The sequence below is a fragment of the Cryobacterium sp. TMT2-15-1 genome, assembly GCF_004402345.1.
Lineage (GTDB): Bacteria > Actinomycetota > Actinomycetes > Actinomycetales > Microbacteriaceae > Cryobacterium > Cryobacterium sandaracinum.
This window is the reverse complement of sequence record NZ_SOGD01000029.1, coordinates 240,280-254,403: the sequence shown is the minus strand read 5'-3', so window position 1 is coordinate 254,403 and position 14,124 is coordinate 240,280. Positions and strand designations below refer to the sequence as shown.

At 66.9% G+C, this 14,124-nt stretch carries 14 protein-coding genes and 1 tRNA gene; 4 read left to right on the top strand and 11 right to left on the bottom strand.

The window, feature by feature from the left end; translation table 11 throughout:
- Positions 1-83: 83 nt before the first annotated feature.
- From groL to E3O62_RS07605, 5 genes are all read right to left on the bottom strand, one after another.
- Positions 84-1,703: a chaperonin GroEL gene (gene groL, locus E3O62_RS07625; protein WP_104100131.1), complete on the bottom strand. Its 1,620-nt coding sequence runs from the start codon at positions 1,701-1,703 to the stop codon at positions 84-86.
- Positions 1,704-1,834: 131 nt separating this feature from the next.
- A complete protein-coding gene (locus tag E3O62_RS07620) occupies positions 1,835-2,848 on the bottom strand; it encodes a DUF3048 domain-containing protein (protein WP_166786440.1) in 1,014 nt (337 codons plus the stop codon).
- Between the two features lie 156 nt (positions 2,849-3,004).
- On the bottom strand, positions 3,005-3,208 hold the full coding sequence (locus E3O62_RS07615; RefSeq protein ID WP_104100133.1) for a cold-shock protein: 204 nt from the start codon (positions 3,206-3,208) through the stop codon (positions 3,005-3,007).
- Positions 3,209-3,418: 210 nt separating this feature from the next.
- Positions 3,419-4,021, bottom strand: a complete 603-nt coding sequence (locus E3O62_RS07610; protein ID WP_134398040.1) for a LytR C-terminal domain-containing protein — start codon at positions 4,019-4,021, stop codon at positions 3,419-3,421.
- A gap of 63 nt (positions 4,022-4,084) precedes the next feature.
- Positions 4,085-4,396 carry a DUF3263 domain-containing protein gene (locus E3O62_RS07605; protein WP_134395028.1) on the bottom strand — a complete coding sequence of 104 codons (312 nt, stop codon included), beginning with the start codon at positions 4,394-4,396 and terminating at the stop codon, positions 4,085-4,087.
- Positions 4,397-4,587: 191 nt separating this feature from the next.
- On the opposite strand from E3O62_RS07605, the gene msrB reads away from it, so the two are divergent.
- Both msrB and E3O62_RS07595 read left to right on the top strand, forming a co-directional pair.
- On the top strand, positions 4,588-4,989 hold the full coding sequence (gene msrB, locus E3O62_RS07600; protein WP_104100136.1) for a peptide-methionine (R)-S-oxide reductase MsrB: 402 nt from the start codon (positions 4,588-4,590) through the stop codon (positions 4,987-4,989).
- 3 nt (positions 4,990-4,992) lie between these two features.
- Complete coding sequence (locus tag E3O62_RS07595) at positions 4,993-5,571, top strand: nitroreductase family protein (RefSeq protein ID WP_134395029.1); 579 nt, start codon at positions 4,993-4,995, stop codon at positions 5,569-5,571.
- 16 nt (positions 5,572-5,587) lie between these two features.
- On the opposite strand, the gene E3O62_RS07590 is transcribed toward E3O62_RS07595, so the two are convergent.
- A tRNA-Thr gene (locus tag E3O62_RS07590) sits at positions 5,588-5,660 on the bottom strand.
- A gap of 73 nt (positions 5,661-5,733) precedes the next feature.
- Positions 5,734-6,648, bottom strand: a complete 915-nt coding sequence (locus E3O62_RS07585; protein ID WP_134395030.1) for a thioredoxin domain-containing protein — start codon at positions 6,646-6,648, stop codon at positions 5,734-5,736.
- 252 nt (positions 6,649-6,900) lie between these two features.
- Between E3O62_RS07585 and E3O62_RS07580 the strand changes: the two genes are divergently transcribed.
- Together E3O62_RS07580 and E3O62_RS07575 are read left to right on the top strand one after the other, a co-directional pair.
- Complete coding sequence (locus E3O62_RS07580) at positions 6,901-7,998, top strand: ABC transporter ATP-binding protein (protein WP_134395031.1); 1,098 nt, start codon at positions 6,901-6,903, stop codon at positions 7,996-7,998.
- Between the two features lie 93 nt (positions 7,999-8,091).
- The gene (locus E3O62_RS07575) at positions 8,092-9,420 is read left to right on the top strand and encodes a DUF4032 domain-containing protein (RefSeq protein WP_134395032.1); all 1,329 of its coding nucleotides are present in this window, start codon (positions 8,092-8,094) and stop codon (positions 9,418-9,420) included.
- 121 nt (positions 9,421-9,541) lie between these two features.
- Here the strand turns inward: E3O62_RS07575 and rlmB are convergent, their stop codons facing one another.
- From rlmB to E3O62_RS07555, 4 genes are all read right to left on the bottom strand, one after another.
- Positions 9,542-10,654 carry a 23S rRNA (guanosine(2251)-2'-O)-methyltransferase RlmB gene (gene rlmB, locus E3O62_RS07570; RefSeq protein ID WP_134398039.1) on the bottom strand — a complete coding sequence of 371 codons (1,113 nt, stop codon included), beginning with the start codon at positions 10,652-10,654 and terminating at the stop codon, positions 9,542-9,544.
- A complete protein-coding gene (gene cysS, locus E3O62_RS07565) occupies positions 10,654-12,069 on the bottom strand; it encodes a cysteine--tRNA ligase (RefSeq protein WP_134395034.1) in 1,416 nt (471 codons plus the stop codon). The genes rlmB and cysS overlap by 1 nt, the downstream gene beginning before the upstream one ends.
- A complete protein-coding gene (gene ispD / locus E3O62_RS07560) occupies positions 12,066-13,304 on the bottom strand; it encodes a 2-C-methyl-D-erythritol 4-phosphate cytidylyltransferase (RefSeq protein WP_134398038.1) in 1,239 nt (412 codons plus the stop codon). The genes cysS and ispD overlap by 4 nt, the downstream gene beginning before the upstream one ends.
- 216 nt (positions 13,305-13,520) lie before the next feature.
- Positions 13,521-14,003 carry a CarD family transcriptional regulator gene (locus E3O62_RS07555; RefSeq protein ID WP_104100144.1) on the bottom strand — a complete coding sequence of 161 codons (483 nt, stop codon included), beginning with the start codon at positions 14,001-14,003 and terminating at the stop codon, positions 13,521-13,523.
- Between the last annotated feature and the right edge of the window lie 121 nt (positions 14,004-14,124).

The following is a 14,124-nucleotide window of genomic DNA, read 5'->3' as shown; positions in this document are numbered from 1 at the left end:
GATGCCTGCATTAACGACACAGGGCCCCTCCCGGAGGAGGCGCCCTGTGTTGTGAAGCGGTGAAGCGGTGAAGCGGTGTGGACCTAGAAGTCCATTCCGCCGCCCTGGTCGCCGGCCGGAGCAGCGTTCTTCTCCGGCTTGTCGGCGACTACGGCCTCGGTGGTGAGGAACAGTCCGGCGATCGACGCTGCGTTCAGCAGCGCGGAACGGGTGACCTTCACCGGGTCATTGATTCCGGCGGCGAGCATGTCGACGTACTCACCGGTCGCGGCGTTGAGGCCCCAACCGATCGGCAGGTTGCGCACCTTGTCGGCAACAACACCCGGCTCCATGCCGGCGTTGAGGGCGATCTGCTTGAGCGGAGCGTCGATGGCAACCTTGACGATGTTCGCTCCGGTTGCCTCGTCGCCGACCAACTCGAGCTTCTCGAACGCGGTCTTGCCGGCCTGGATCAGCGCAACGCCACCACCGGCGACGATGCCCTCTTCGACGGCAGCCTTCGCGTTGCGGACGGCGTCCTCGATGCGGTGCTTGCGCTCCTTGAGCTCAACCTCCGTCGCGGCGCCGGCCTTGATGACTGCGACTCCGCCGGCGAGCTTGGCGAGACGCTCCTGGAGCTTCTCGCGGTCGTAGTCGCTGTCGGTGTTTTCGATCTCGCTGCGGATCTGCTGGACGCGTCCGGCGATGGCTTCGGGGTCTCCGGCGCCTTCGACGATGGTGGTCTCGTCCTTGGTGATGACGATCTTGCGCGCGTTGCCGAGGAGGTCAAGCGTGACGTTCTCAAGCTTGAGACCGACCTCTTCGCTGATGACCTGTCCACCGGTGAGGATGGCGATGTCCTGCAGCTGGGCCTTGCGACGGTCACCGAAGCCGGGAGCCTTGACGGCGACCGACTTGAAGATTCCGCGGATCTTGTTCACCACGAGCGTGGCCAGGGCCTCGCCGTCGACGTCCTCGGCGATGATGAGGAGCTGCTTGCCGGTCTGGATGACCTTGTCCACGATGGGGAGCAGGTCCTTGATGTTGGAGACCTTGGAGTTAACGATCAGGATGTAGGGGTCTTCGAAGACCGCTTCCTGACGGTCGGGGTCGGTCACGAAGTAGGCGGACAGGAAGCCCTTGTCGAAGCGCATGCCCTCGGTGAGCTCGAGCTCGGTGCCGAGAGTGTTCGACTCCTCGACGGTGACAACACCCTCCTTGCCGACCTTGTCGATGGCCTCGGCGATGATCGCGCCGATTTCGGCGTCGCCGGCGGAGATCGATGCGGTGGCCGCGATCTCTTCCTTGGTCTCGACCTCTTTGGCGTTGGCGATCAGCTCGGCGATGACAGCAGCCGTGGCCTTCTCGATGCCGCGCTTGAGGCTGATCGGGTCTGCTCCGGCCGCGACGTTGCGCAGGCCCTCACGAACGAGCGCCTGAGCTAGGACGGTGGCGGTGGTGGTTCCGTCGCCCGCGACGTCATCGGTCTTCTTGGCGACCTCCTTGACGAGCTCGGCACCGATCTTCTCGTAGGGGTCGTCGAGTTCGATCTCCTTGGCGATGGAGACGCCGTCGTTGGTGATCGTGGGGGCGCCCCACTTCTTTTCCAGCACCACGTTACGTCCGCGCGGGCCGAGGGTGACCTTGACAGTGTCAGCGAGGATGTTCAGGCCACGCTCAAGGCCGCGACGGGCCTCTTCGTTGAAAGCAATGATCTTTGCCATATGTGTTTCTCGTCCCTCCCGGACGTTACCAAAACGATGATGGGTTGGCACTCAAACAGAGAGAGTGCCAAGTCGATTCTGGCACTCTGGGGTCGAGAGTGCAAGTGAACGGCAGGGTGCTGCTGCTACGGCTACGGGACCAGCACAACCGTGCCTCGGTCCGACGGCACCAGCTCGATCCAGGTGTTACCGGCGGCGAGCCGAATCGTCACGCCGAAGTCATCGACAAGACGGATGGGGGCGGTCTGGTCGGCCTTGGACCAGACCGCATGCACGGACTTGCCGCCGGCTGACACCCAGGCTTCCCCCGAACCGATCATTGTCGTCGTGGGAACATCCCCGTAGGTGCCGTCGATCGCGACCCGCAGGACCAGGACGTTGGTCGCCCGCAGCTGCTCACCGGTGGCGTCGAGATCAGGGGCGCCCTCCTGCGAGCGCAGGTAGGCAGCACTGGCCGCATCCCACGTCCAGCCGGGCCAACGGGCGGTGGAGAAGGTAGAGTTGATCGCCGCGACAGGGGCGCCGTCGACGGCCGCGGACGATCCCTGCACGGTCGCGGAGTAGGCAAATTGCTGGTTCGGCGGCGGCACGGTGGCGTTCCGCGCGACGAGCGCTGAGGCCTGGAGGGTGACGTTGTGAGGGGCTTCCCGGTCATCCGAACGCGCGAAGAGACCGGTGTCGTCGGTATCGAAGGCGGCGCTGACGACATCCGTCGCGTCCATCAGGTCGATGAATTTCTGTTGGCCGCCGGAATAAGCCGCGATCCCGCCGAAGGGCGCGATGATGTCCGGGTCCATGGGTCGGATCGATCGCACCGGCCCGACGAGTTCGGGCACGTCGGAATGCCAGACCGCGACATAACGGGTCAGCCCGCCCTCGACCAGTTCCTCAAAGACGATGTCGGCGCGCTCGAGAGAGATCTGTGGCCTGGCCGCTTCGTGGTTGTCGATCTTCACCGAGAGGGCCGGGTTCTGGAGGCTCCCGGTCGGCACACTCGTGCCGCGCAATGGGGCGACCGCCGGGTCTGCGGCCGACTCGAAGGTGGAGTTCCAGGGCGTGCCGGTTGAGCTTGCCGACGGCTTCGGCGCGTCACTGGCGCATGCCGAGACCAGCAGAAGTGCCGGCAGAAGGACGACCCCGAGCATCCGGATGGACCGAATTCTCGGTGCCGCACTTCGTCGCTGCGCTTGAACCACTAGTTTCGCTGTCACGCCCCCAACCTAACGCGGCTGCACTGCCGCGCACACTCACCCCGGAGCGACCCGACCCTTCGGTCGACCGCTGGGGCCTCCCCCGCTGGATCAGATCGGACGAACCGCTTCTGCCTGGGGCCCCTTTGCCCCTGTACCCAGTTCGAAGATGACGTGTTGTCCCTCTTCCAGAACCTTGTAGCCGTGCATATCGATGGCCGAGTAGTGGACGAAAACGTCCTGGCCACCTCCATCGACGGTGATGAAGCCGAAACCCTTTTCAGCGTTGAACCATTTGACGGTTCCGTTCGCCATGTGTAACTCCTTGTTGCTGAATTCGTCGACACGCGCCCGTTGGCCGTACCGGGCCTGGCGCAGGGATTGCGTCCATTGCATTCGACCGATGGAATACGTCTCCTGCGAGAACGCCCGGGCAAACACGATGAAGGACCATTTCTCAATTTACGGAAGCTCCGGAAGAACGAAAGGGGGTTGACGCGCGAGCGCCCGACGTATAAGCGACGGCTATTCGGCCGGCTCGTAGTCGGCGCCGACGACAACGGTCAGGTCCGCCGCGGAATCGGCGAAATCGCTTGAGAGCAGCATCTCCGAGCCGGGCAGTGACTCCGCGACTCCGCGGGCCGCTCCCTCCAGGGCCGCGTCGGCGTAGTAGACCGTCGTGGTCTGCACATCCTCCGTGCTCGCGTTGTCCAACTCTTCGATCGTCCAGCCCTCCGCCTCGAGGACATCGCCAACGGACCGGGCGATCCCCTCACCAGCGGTCCCGTTCAAAACGGTCACGGTCGAGTCAGGGTCCACGGTCGCGGCCGGCGTCGGCGTCGGCGTCGGCACCGACTCCGACGCCGACGCCGGAGTGTCACTCGGAGTGGCGCTCGGCTCGGCCGCGCTGTCAGTACTCGTCGCGGTGCCCGGCAACTCGAAGTTCAGGTTGTTGTTCAGGACGGCCAGGCCGACGACTCCGCTGCCGACCAGCAGCACGGTTGCACCGAGAGACCACCACACCGCAACCCAGCCGCGCCCTTTCTTGCCGGGCGCGCGGTGGGCCCCCACCCGCTCCAGGGAATGCGGGAGGTGGTCGAAGCGGTCTTTCGCGTAGGAGTTCGGCATCGTGAGGCTGGTCAGATCCTTAGTGGGCGGTGATGAGACACGGGCAGGGTGCGGGTCAGGGAGTCAATCGGTGGACTGTAGCGACCGGCTCTCCCGCGCCTGCGACCGGGCGTCGCGCATCCGCTGCAGGCGTTTCACCAGCATCGGGTCGTGGGCCAGGGCCAGCGGCGAGTCGATCACAGCGCCCAGTAGTTGATAGTACCGGGCGGCCGAGAGGGCGAACTCGGCCCGGATCGCCTGTTCCTTGGCACCGGCGTGCTGCCACCCCTGCCGCTCGAAGGCGAGGATCGACCGGTCGCGGGCGGACAGGCCTGCCGGGGAGGAGGACTCCGAGGCAGGCTCCGCGGGAGTCGACGAACCGGGAGTTCCGTCCACGTGCCACCTCCCTCGATCTCTGCAATCCTATTTGTCGATGCCTGCGTACTCGCTGGGCCGTTGTGCCGTGCTGTCCACGGTAGAAAAACCTGCCTGCCTCCCGATCGAGGAATACCGCCGCGGTCTGGCGAGTTTAGTGTTGGTACGGACGGATTTCGGCCTCTCCGGGGTCGAGCAGGAAGGAATGGAACATGGACTACGAGGTCGAGAAGTCGGATGCGCAGTGGCGCGCTGAGCTGAGCCCCGAGCAGTACGCCGTACTTCGCGGCGCCGCCACCGAGCGGGCGTGGGCCGGCGAGCTCCTCGATGAGGGCCGCTCCGGAATTTACACCTGCGGGGCTTGCAATGCCGAGCTGTTCAAGAGCGGCACGAAGTTCGACTCCGGTTGCGGCTGGCCGAGCTTCTACGAATCGGTGCGTCCCGAGGCCGTTGAACTCCTCGAAGACCGAACCCTCGGGGTTGTGCGCACCGAGGTGCGCTGTGCGAAGTGCGGCTCGCACCTGGGCCACGTCTTCGACGACGGATTCGGAACGCCCACCGGCGACCGGTACTGCATGAACTCCATCTCGCTCAATTTCAAGCCGGTCGAGTAAGCGTTGTCCGACCTCCTCGATACGGTCGGTCATCGACGCTCCCACTCCAAGGTCACCGGGCAGGTGCCGAGCCATGCGGAACTGCTGCCTGTGGTGGCTGCCGCGGCCCGTGTCGCCGACCATGGCGCTCTGCGTCCGTGGCGGCTGATCGAGTTGCGCGGTGACGCGCGGCGTCGCCTGGGCGAGGCCATGGTCGAGGCCGCCGGGCTGAACGGCACCGAAGCCGCCAGGCTCGCCGCTAAGCCGCTGCGCGCCGAACTTCTGATCGCCGTGGTCGCGAGCCGTCGCGAAAGCGACACGGTGGCGGTCTGGGAACAGGACGCCGTAGCGGCGGGTGTCGCCCACATGCTGAGCCTTCTCCTCGCCGCCCAGGGCTGGGGCGTCATGTGGCGTTCCGGCGCCCTGGCCCGCACGCAGCCGGTGAACGACGCCCACGGCCTCGCGGCCGCGGAAGAATTGCTCGGTTGGCTGTACGTCGGGGGCATTCCGGCCGATGCAAAACCGGGCGTGCGCTCACCGATCGATCCGACAAATTTTCTCAGCGCCCTCGAGGACACCGTCACCGAGAAAACCACGATCTGAAGCGATGAGAGTAGAGGGCCGGCCACGGGACTTGAACCCGTAACCCCCACTTTACAAGAGTGGTGCGCTACCAATTGCGCCAGGCCGGCATGAGGCGATCGACGCCTCGACTCACCATCCTAAATGACGAACCCGTGCTGCGCCGCCATCAAAGCGGGGCGCCTACCCGGCCGGTGCCGGCTCGGGGGTTGGCGTCGAGGTGGAGTAGGTCGCGCCGGCCGCCTGTAGCACGAAGGCGGCGAACTCCCTCGGGTCGTCGAGTGCGCCGACGTACTGCTTTCCGTTGACGAGCACGGTGGGTGTGCCGGTGATGGCCTCGACCTCGGTGTTCGGCAACGGACCGGACAGAGCCCGGTCCGTGGATGCGATGACCCACGATTTGAAGGTCGTGTCGTCAATGCACTCGTTGATCTGCGACACCCGGTCGCTCACGCCGGCGTCCTTTACGAGGCCCTTGATGGCCGCGTCGTCGTGACCGGCGGTGCCCTCCTTGGGCTGTTCCTGGAACAGGATGGCGTTGAAGTCGTAGAAGTTTGCGGGGGCGTAATTGGCCACACATGCGGCGGCGTTTGCAGCCCGAAGCGAGTATTTCGTGCCGGAGGACTTGTGGGTCAGGATCGAAACCGGGTGGATCTCCACGGTCGCGGCACCCGACGTGACCCACTGGCTGATCTGGTCACTGTTGGCGGCCTCAAACTCGCTGCAGAACGGGCAGAGGTAGTCGGCGTAGACGCGAATGTCGGCGACAGTGCCGGTCGCATCCGGCTTGGACGGTATCGGCTTGGCCTCGGGCTGGAGCGCGGAGGTCGTGACCGGGGTCATCCCCTCGGAGATCAGCACGCCGTCACTGGCCATGTTCGCCGGACCGGGGCCGATGGGGGGAATCGAGTTGATGATGACCACGGCGATGACCGCGGCAATGGCGACGCCGGCGGCGGCGATTCCGCCGCGCAGGGCGACCCGGTAACGGCGGTCCTTTTTCTTCTGCTCCTCGCGGATCCGCTTGGCCTTGGTACGCACCGCGTCGCGTCGCTGATTCTTAGAAGGACGGCCGTCGCCCGATCCGCCAATAGTCATGAATGCTCGCTCCGAGTAGTTAGTGCAGAGGCAAGCCATTTGCGAATGCCTCCCAAATAGTAGGTCCCCTTTCTGGGAAACGGCCAGACGGGGCCTGCGGGTGGGCTCCGCTGCAGAATTCCCGCCGTCGCCGCGATCCCCCAACATGACATACTGGGAAAGTTGACCTGTTGCACATGACGCGTGGCAGGCGTAGTAACCCATCACAACGGATCGTCCGGCACGTACCTGCCGGTGAAGGAGAAATCAACCATGGCTTCAGTCACGTTCGACAAGGCGACCCGCCTCTATCCGGGTTCCTCTATTCCCGCCGTTGACAAGCTCGACCTGTCGGTTGCCGACGGCGAGTTTCTCGTGCTGGTCGGCCCGTCCGGCTGCGGCAAGTCCACGTCCCTGCGCATGCTCGCCGGCCTCGAAGAAGTCAACGAAGGCAACATCTTCATCGGTGAGCGCAACGTGACGGATGTCCCGCCGAAAGACCGCGACATCGCCATGGTCTTCCAGAACTACGCTCTGTACCCCCACATGACGGTCGCCGAGAACATGGGCTTCGCGCTCAAGATCGCCGGAGTCAACAAGGATGAGCGCGCCGCCCGCGTTCTCGAGGCCGCCAAGCTGCTCGACCTCGAGCCGTACCTGAGCCGCAAGCCGAAAGCTCTCTCCGGTGGCCAGCGTCAGCGCGTCGCCATGGGCCGGGCCATCGTGCGTCAGCCCCAGGTGTTCCTGATGGACGAGCCTCTGTCGAACCTCGACGCCAAGCTGCGCGTGCAGACCCGCACCCAGATCGCTTCGCTCCAGCGCCGCCTCGGCGTCACGACGGTCTACGTGACCCACGACCAGACCGAAGCCCTCACCATGGGCGACCGCATCGCAGTCCTCAAGGATGGCGTGCTCCAGCAGGTCGGCACGCCTCGCGACCTGTATTCGAAGCCGAACAACGTCTTCGTTGCCGGCTTCATCGGCAGCCCGGCCATGAACCTGTTCCTGGCCGACACCGTCGACGGCGGCGTCAGGTTCGGCACCGCCACGATTCCCGTGCCCCGCGAGACCCTGGCCGGCTCCACCGGCACGAAGGTCACGATCGGCGTCCGCCCCGAGGACATCCACCTGTCCACCACGCATGGCGAGGGCCTCGAAGTTGCCGTCGACCTGGTCGAGGAGCTTGGTGCCGACGGTTACCTCTACGGCCACTCCACGGTCGAGGGCAAGCGCACCGATATCGTCGCTCGCGTCGATGGTCGTTCGCACCCGTCCGCCGGCGACACCGTTTACCTCACCCCGACGCCGCACCACATGCACGTGTTCGACGCCGAGACCGGCCTGCGCCTCGGTGGAGCAGTCGCCGACTAGGCACCCGCTCGTCAACGAACGGCCGGATGGAGCATGTTCCATCCGGCCGTTTTGTCGTTCCCCGACTGTGGAGCACACCGGTAAACTCGACGGATGAGCGGTTCACTCAACATCACATCGGCCACTGCCGATCCAGCCCTACTTGACCTTCCCTGGCACCTCCCGCTGGACGCCTGGCCGAACGAGAACATCGCAGCGTTGCCCAAAGGCATCTCGCGCCACCTCGTGCGCTTCGCTCATTTGAGCGGCCGTGTCGTCGCCATCAAGGAGACCACCAGCGAGATGGCCAAGCGCGAGTACGAGATGCTCCGTACCCTGCAGGGCCTGGAAATTCCCTGCGTCGAGCCGCTCGCCGTGATCACGAACCGCACCGATGACGACGCCGAGCCGCTGAACTCGGTGCTCGTCACCCGGCACCTCAAGTTCTCGCTCCCCTACCGCGCGCTCTACTCGCAGACCCTGCGGCCCGACACCGCCACCCGGCTGGTCGACGCCCTGGCCCTGCTGCTGGTACGCGTACACATGGCCGGCCTCTTCTGGGGCGATGTGTCGCTGTCCAACACCCTCTTCCGCCGTGACGCCGGCGCGTTCGCCGCCTACCTGGTCGACGCGGAGACCGGGCAGCTCTATCCCGGCGGGCTCTCCAACGGCCAGCGCGAAAACGACCTGGAGATCGCGCGCGTCAACATCGCCGGTGAGCTCATGGACCTCGAGGCCGGCGGCCGGGCGGCCGACGAGCTGGACCCCATCCGGGTCAGCAATGGGATCGTGGCCGCCTACCGGCTGCTCTGGAAAGAGCTCACCGGGTCGGAATCCTTCTCCAGCTCCGAGCGCTGGCGCATCACGGAACGCGTCGAACGCCTCAACGACCTCGGGTTCGACATCGAGGAACTGGCCATCAAGACGGACAACACGGGTACGACCGTGCGCATCCAGCCGAAGGTCGTCGACGCCGGCCACCACCAGCGGCGCCTGCTGAGGCTGACCGGGCTCGACGCCGAGGAGAACCAGGCCCGGCGCCTGCTCAACGACCTCGACTCCTACCGGGTCTCCTACGGCGACCCGGAGGCCGACGAGGAGATGCTGGCGCACGAGTGGCTGGTGCGCGTCTTCGAACCCGTCATCCGGGCCATTCCCCGCGATCTCAAGGGCAAGCTGGAGCCGGCCGAGGTCTTCCACCAGCTGCTCGACCACCGCTGGTTCATGGCCCAGAACCAGTCCAGGGATATCCCGCTGGCCGAGGCCGTCACCTCCTACGTCAAGGACGTGCTCCGGCACCGCCGCGACGAGGCCACCGTGATCGAGCCGGCCACCGGCGAGATCACGATCCCGATCGACGTGACCGACGATGAGACCGCCGCCCTGGCGGACGCGGCCGAGTCGGCCGCCGACGACGAGGCCGACTGGCGCCTCAAGGTCTGATCCGACCGGCGTGCCGCCGGGTCCGTGTAGCCCGCCGAACCGTGAGAAAAGCCCGCCGATTGTGGGATTAGGAGGCTTTTCTCGCGGTTCGGCCTACCGGGCGGGCGCCCGGCGGATCGGGTTAAGAGGCTGCGGAGGCGGCTGCCGCCGTCGCGGCGGCTGCCTGCTTCGCGACCTTGGCGGCCTTGGCGGCCGCGCGCAGTCGGGAGACCTCGTACAGTGTCACGCCGGCCGCGATCCCCGCGTTGAGGGATTCGGTCGAGGCGCTGATCGGGATCGACACAATCGCGTCGCAGGTCTCGGTGACGAGGCGGGACAGCCCCTTGCCCTCGCTGCCGACCACGATCACGATGGGGCGCTCGGCGAAACCGATGCCGAGCTCGGGCAGCTGGGTGTCGCCGTCGCCGGCGAGTCCGATGACGAGCACGCCGCGCTCCTTGAGCGCCTTGAGCGACTGGGTCAGGTTGGTGGCCATGGCGACGGGAAGTCGGGCAGCGGCTCCGGCCGACGTCTTCCACGCCGACGCGGTCACGCCGACGGACCGACGCTGCGGCACGATCACGCCGTGTCCGCCGAACGCGGCCGTCGAGCGGATGATGGCGCCGAGGTTGCGGGGGTCGGTGATGCCGTCGAGGGCGACGAAGAGCGGCTTGTGGCCGCGGCTGATCGTCAGTTCCAGCAGCTCGAGGGGCTGGGCGTACTCGTAGGCCGGCACTTTGAGCGCGAGACCCTGGTGCACCGAGTCCCGGCCCGCCAAGCGGTCGAGCTCCGGGCGCATGACCTCGAGGACGGGGATGCCGCGGGTCGTCGCGAGGGTGAGGACCTCCTTCACCCGTTCGTCCATTTCAATGCGCGTGGCGATGTACAGGGCCGTGGCGGGGATCTTCGCCCGCAGCGCCTCCAGTACGGAGTTGCGCCCGGTCACAACCTCATGCTCGTCGATCTGCTTGGCCCGGCGGGTGGACGCTCCGCCGCCGCCGGTGTTGCCGGTGGTGGCGCTGCGCGGCGCGCTCTTGGGACCAGCGGAGCCGCGGCTGCGGCCGCCGCCGGCCGCGACGAAGCGGTCCTGGGCGAGCTTGCGTTTGCCGGCGGGGTGGTAGGGGCGGTCTTCCGCTTTGGGCGTGGGCTTCTTGCCCTCGAGGGCCTGGCGTCCCTGGCCGCCGGAACCGACCTGTGGTCCCCGGCTGCCCTTGCGCACGGCCCCGGTGCGGGACTTACGGTCTGTGTTCTTCATCAGTCAAAACTCCAATGGGCACCCGAGGGGGTGTCTTCGATGGTAATTCCGGCGGCGACGAGCTCGTCCCGGATACGGTCTGCGGCCGCATAGTCGCGGCCCTGCCTTGCGATTTCGCGATCGTCGAGCAGGCGCTCGACGAGGGCGGTGAGTGCGATCATGGCCGGTTCGTCCGTGGCCACGGACCAGCCCGGTGAGAGCGGGTTGATGCCGAGAACCTCACTCATGGCGAGCACGTGACCACGCGCGGCGGCGGCCGCGTGCAGATCTTCGGCGTCCAGCGCCGCGTTGCCGGTACGCACGGTGTCGTGCAACACCGCCAGAGCCTGAGGCACGGCCAGGTCGTCGTCCATGGCGGACGCGAATTCGTCCGGGACGATCTCGACGCCGGATCCGGCGAAGCGGGTGTCCGCCAGGCGGCGGTCGGCGCGGTCGAGGAAGCTCTCGATTCTTTCGAGGGCCGCTTCGGCCTCCACGAGGGAACCCTCGTGGTAGTCGATGGTGGAACGGTAGTGGGCCGCCCCCAGGTAGTAGCGCACGACGATGGCGCGCGCCTGGTCGAGCAGCTCCGTCGCGAAGACCGAGTTGCCCAGCGACTTGGACATCTTCTGCCCGTTCACGTTGACGAGACCGTTGTGCACCCAGTAGCTCGCGAAGCCGTCGCCGGCGGCGGCGGACTGGGCCAGCTCGTTCTCATGGTGTGGGAAGCGCAGGTCGAGCCCGCCGCCGTGGATGTCGAAGTGGGAGCCGAGGTAGCGGGACGCCATGGCCGAGCACTCGATGTGCCAGCCGGGACGGCCGGCTCCCCACGGGGACGGCCAGGAGGCGGACTCCGGTTCATCGGCTTTGCGACCCTTCCACAGGGCGAAGTCGCGTGGGTCGTTCTTGCCGCGCAGGTCGGCATCCGCTGCCGGTTCCATGTCGCCATGCCGCTGGCGGGTGAGGTCACCGTAGTCGGGCCAGCTCGCCGTGTCGAAGTAGACGTCGCTGGAGGCGTCATCGGCCGGGTAGGCGTGCCCGAGTTGGATCAGTCGGGTGATCAGGTCTTGCATCTGCTGGATGCTGGCGGTCGCCCTGGGTTCGTAGCTGGGGGCGAGGATGCCCAGCCGCTGGTAGCCGGCGGTGAACTCCAGCTCGTAGCGGTAGGCGAGCGCCCACCACTGCTCGGCGCCCCCGACCGCGTGGGCCAGAATTTTGTCGTCGATGTCGGTCACGTTGCGCACGAAGGTCACGTCGAAGCCGCGGTAGGTGAGCCAGCGGCGCAGCTGGTCGTAGACGAGGGCGCTGCGCAGGTGGCCGATGTGGGGCGAGGACTGCACGGTGGGTCCACAAACGTAGATACCCACCGCGCCGGGCGTGAGGGGTATGAAGTCGCGGAGGGCCTGGGCCCTGGAATCGTAGAGTCGCATGGTCACGCTTCCCAGCTTAGGTCAGGGTCTGCCGGGGGGTCGGGGAGAATGAGCGCCGTCGCGATGGCGGCGAGGCCCTCGCCGCGACCGGTGAAGCCCAGGGCATCCGTCGTGGTCGCCGACACGGCGACCGGCGCCTTCAGCAGCGATCCGAGCAGCGCCTCCGCCTCCGCCCGGCGCGTGCTGAGTTTGGGCCGGTTGCCGATGATCTGCACCGTGACGTTGCCGACCCTGAACCCGGCGGCCGCCAGCAGGCGCAGGGTCTCGCCGAGGAATACGTCGCCGTGGGCGTCGACGAGGCGCGGATCGGATGTGCCGAAGACACCACCGAGATCGCCCAGCCCGGCGGCGGAGAGCAGGGCGTCGCAGATGGCGTGCACGGCGGCATCGCCATCGCTGTGCCCGGACAGTCCGCGCTCCCCCGGCCAGTGCAGGCCGGCGAGCCACAGTTCGGAGTCGTCGTCGAAGGCGTGCACATCGAGCCCGGTGCCCACGCGGGGCGCGGTGTCGGTGCGGGGCGCGGAGTGGGCCGGCATGCGTCCGCCGAGCAGGGCCTCGGCCCGGCCCAGGTCCCACGGGGTTGTGATCTTGAAGGCGAGGGGGTCCCCGGCGATCACGCTGACCGGGTAGCCGGCGGCGGCCACCACGCCCGCGTCATCGGTTGCCGCGAGCGACGAGCCGGCGGATGCCGCTGCGGCCGCGGCGGCGAGCATCTCCCTCGGGAAGCCCTGCGGGGTCTGCACGGCCGAGAGTGCGGCGCGGTCCACCGTGCCCAGGATCTCGCCGGCAGCGGAGATGTTCTTGATGGTGTCGACCACGGCCAGGCCGGGAACGATGCCGTGACCGGTGGACTGCACCGCGTCGACGACGGCGTCGCAGAGCGCGGCGGGCGTGAGGGCGCGCGCGGCGTCGTGTACCAGGACGGTGCGCACGCCGGGGTGCACCGCGGCCAGGCCGCGGTTCACCGATTCCTGTCGCGTGGCGCCGCCGGCCACCACGTCGACGGATGCTGCCCCGCCCGCCCTCGAGGCGACCCGGCGAGCGTGGGCCAGGTGGGTGTCGGGCGCGACGACGATGACCTGCACCGGGTCCCGCATCCCGAACACAGAGGCAAGCGCGCGTTCGAGCAGGGTGCGTCCGGCCAGCGAGACGAACGCCTTCGGCTCGGCGTGCCCGAGCCGGCTGCCACTCCCGGCGGCGACGACGATGACTGCGACCTGGGGCGCGGGGGTTTCAGTCATATCTGGAGGCTATCTGGTGAGGTCGGCGACGAATAGACGCGAGACGGTGAGTACGAAGCGGTGCGGGAAGTGGTGCGGGAAGAACTGCGGCATGAGACCGCATCGGCGCGGGCGTCAGAGGCACGAAATACGAAAGGCGGCACCTCGCGGCGCCGCCTTCCCTCGAAAGCAAGTCTGGTTACGTCGGTTCTGATTCTGCCGATCCGGCTATGCCGGTTAGGACGCCAGGACCTCGTCGAGGACCGTGGAGGCCTTCTCTTCGTCGGTCTTCTCCGCCAGTGCCAGCTCTGAGATAAGAATCTGACGGGCCTTGGCCAGCATCCGCTTCTCGCCGGCGGAGAGGCCCCGGTCCTGATCGCGGCGCCACAGATCACGAACGACCTCCGACACCTTGATGACGTCGCCGGATGCGAGCTTTTCCAGGTTGGCCTTGTACCGGCGCGACCAGTTGGTGGGCTCTTCGGTGAAGGGAGCGCGCAGCACCTCGAACACCTTGTCGAGACCCTCTTGACCGATCACGTCGCGAACGCCGACCAGGTCGACGTTCTCGGCGGGCACCTCGATGGTCAGATCGCCCTGGGTGACATTCAGCTTCAGGTACAGTTTCTCTTCACCCTTGACCATGCGCGTCTTCACCTCGGTGATCGTCGCAGCACCATGGTGGGGATAAACGACAGTTTCGCCAACCTCAAACAGCATATGTGTATCCCTTCAGCAACGTCGAGGATACCACAGCGGCCAGTGGTAGGGTGCGCCGCGCCCGGGCGCGCGCGGCTCAGCCCGACGGGAGCCGGTAGGCTGAAGGGGAAAGCTTAATGTG

Excerpts from the sequence above, each read along its gene's own strand:
- ispD (WP_134398038.1), bottom strand. The coding sequence starts at position 13,304 with ATGACTGAAACCCCCGCGCCCCAGGTCGCAGTCATCGTCGTCGCCGCC.
- E3O62_RS07580 (WP_134395031.1), top strand. The coding sequence starts at position 6,901 with ATGGCTTCAGTCACGTTCGACAAGGCGACCCGCCTCTATCCGGGTTCC.
- E3O62_RS07620 (WP_166786440.1), bottom strand. The coding sequence starts at position 2,848 with ATGCTCGGGGTCGTCCTTCTGCCGGCACTTCTGCTGGTCTCGGCATGC.
- groL (WP_104100131.1), bottom strand. The coding sequence starts at position 1,703 with ATGGCAAAGATCATTGCTTTCAACGAAGAGGCCCGTCGCGGCCTTGAG.
- E3O62_RS07615 (WP_104100133.1), bottom strand. The coding sequence starts at position 3,208 with ATGGCGAACGGAACCGTCAAATGGTTCAACGCTGAAAAGGGTTTCGGC.
- E3O62_RS07585 (WP_134395030.1), bottom strand. The coding sequence starts at position 6,648 with ATGACTATTGGCGGATCGGGCGACGGCCGTCCTTCTAAGAATCAGCGA.
- E3O62_RS07610 (WP_134398040.1), bottom strand. The coding sequence starts at position 4,021 with ATGCCGAACTCCTACGCGAAAGACCGCTTCGACCACCTCCCGCATTCC.
- E3O62_RS07575 (WP_134395032.1), top strand. The coding sequence starts at position 8,092 with ATGAGCGGTTCACTCAACATCACATCGGCCACTGCCGATCCAGCCCTA.
- msrB (WP_104100136.1), top strand. The coding sequence starts at position 4,588 with ATGGACTACGAGGTCGAGAAGTCGGATGCGCAGTGGCGCGCTGAGCTG.
- rlmB (WP_134398039.1), bottom strand. The coding sequence starts at position 10,654 with ATGAAGAACACAGACCGTAAGTCCCGCACCGGGGCCGTGCGCAAGGGC.
- E3O62_RS07555 (WP_104100144.1), bottom strand. The coding sequence starts at position 14,003 with ATGCTGTTTGAGGTTGGCGAAACTGTCGTTTATCCCCACCATGGTGCT.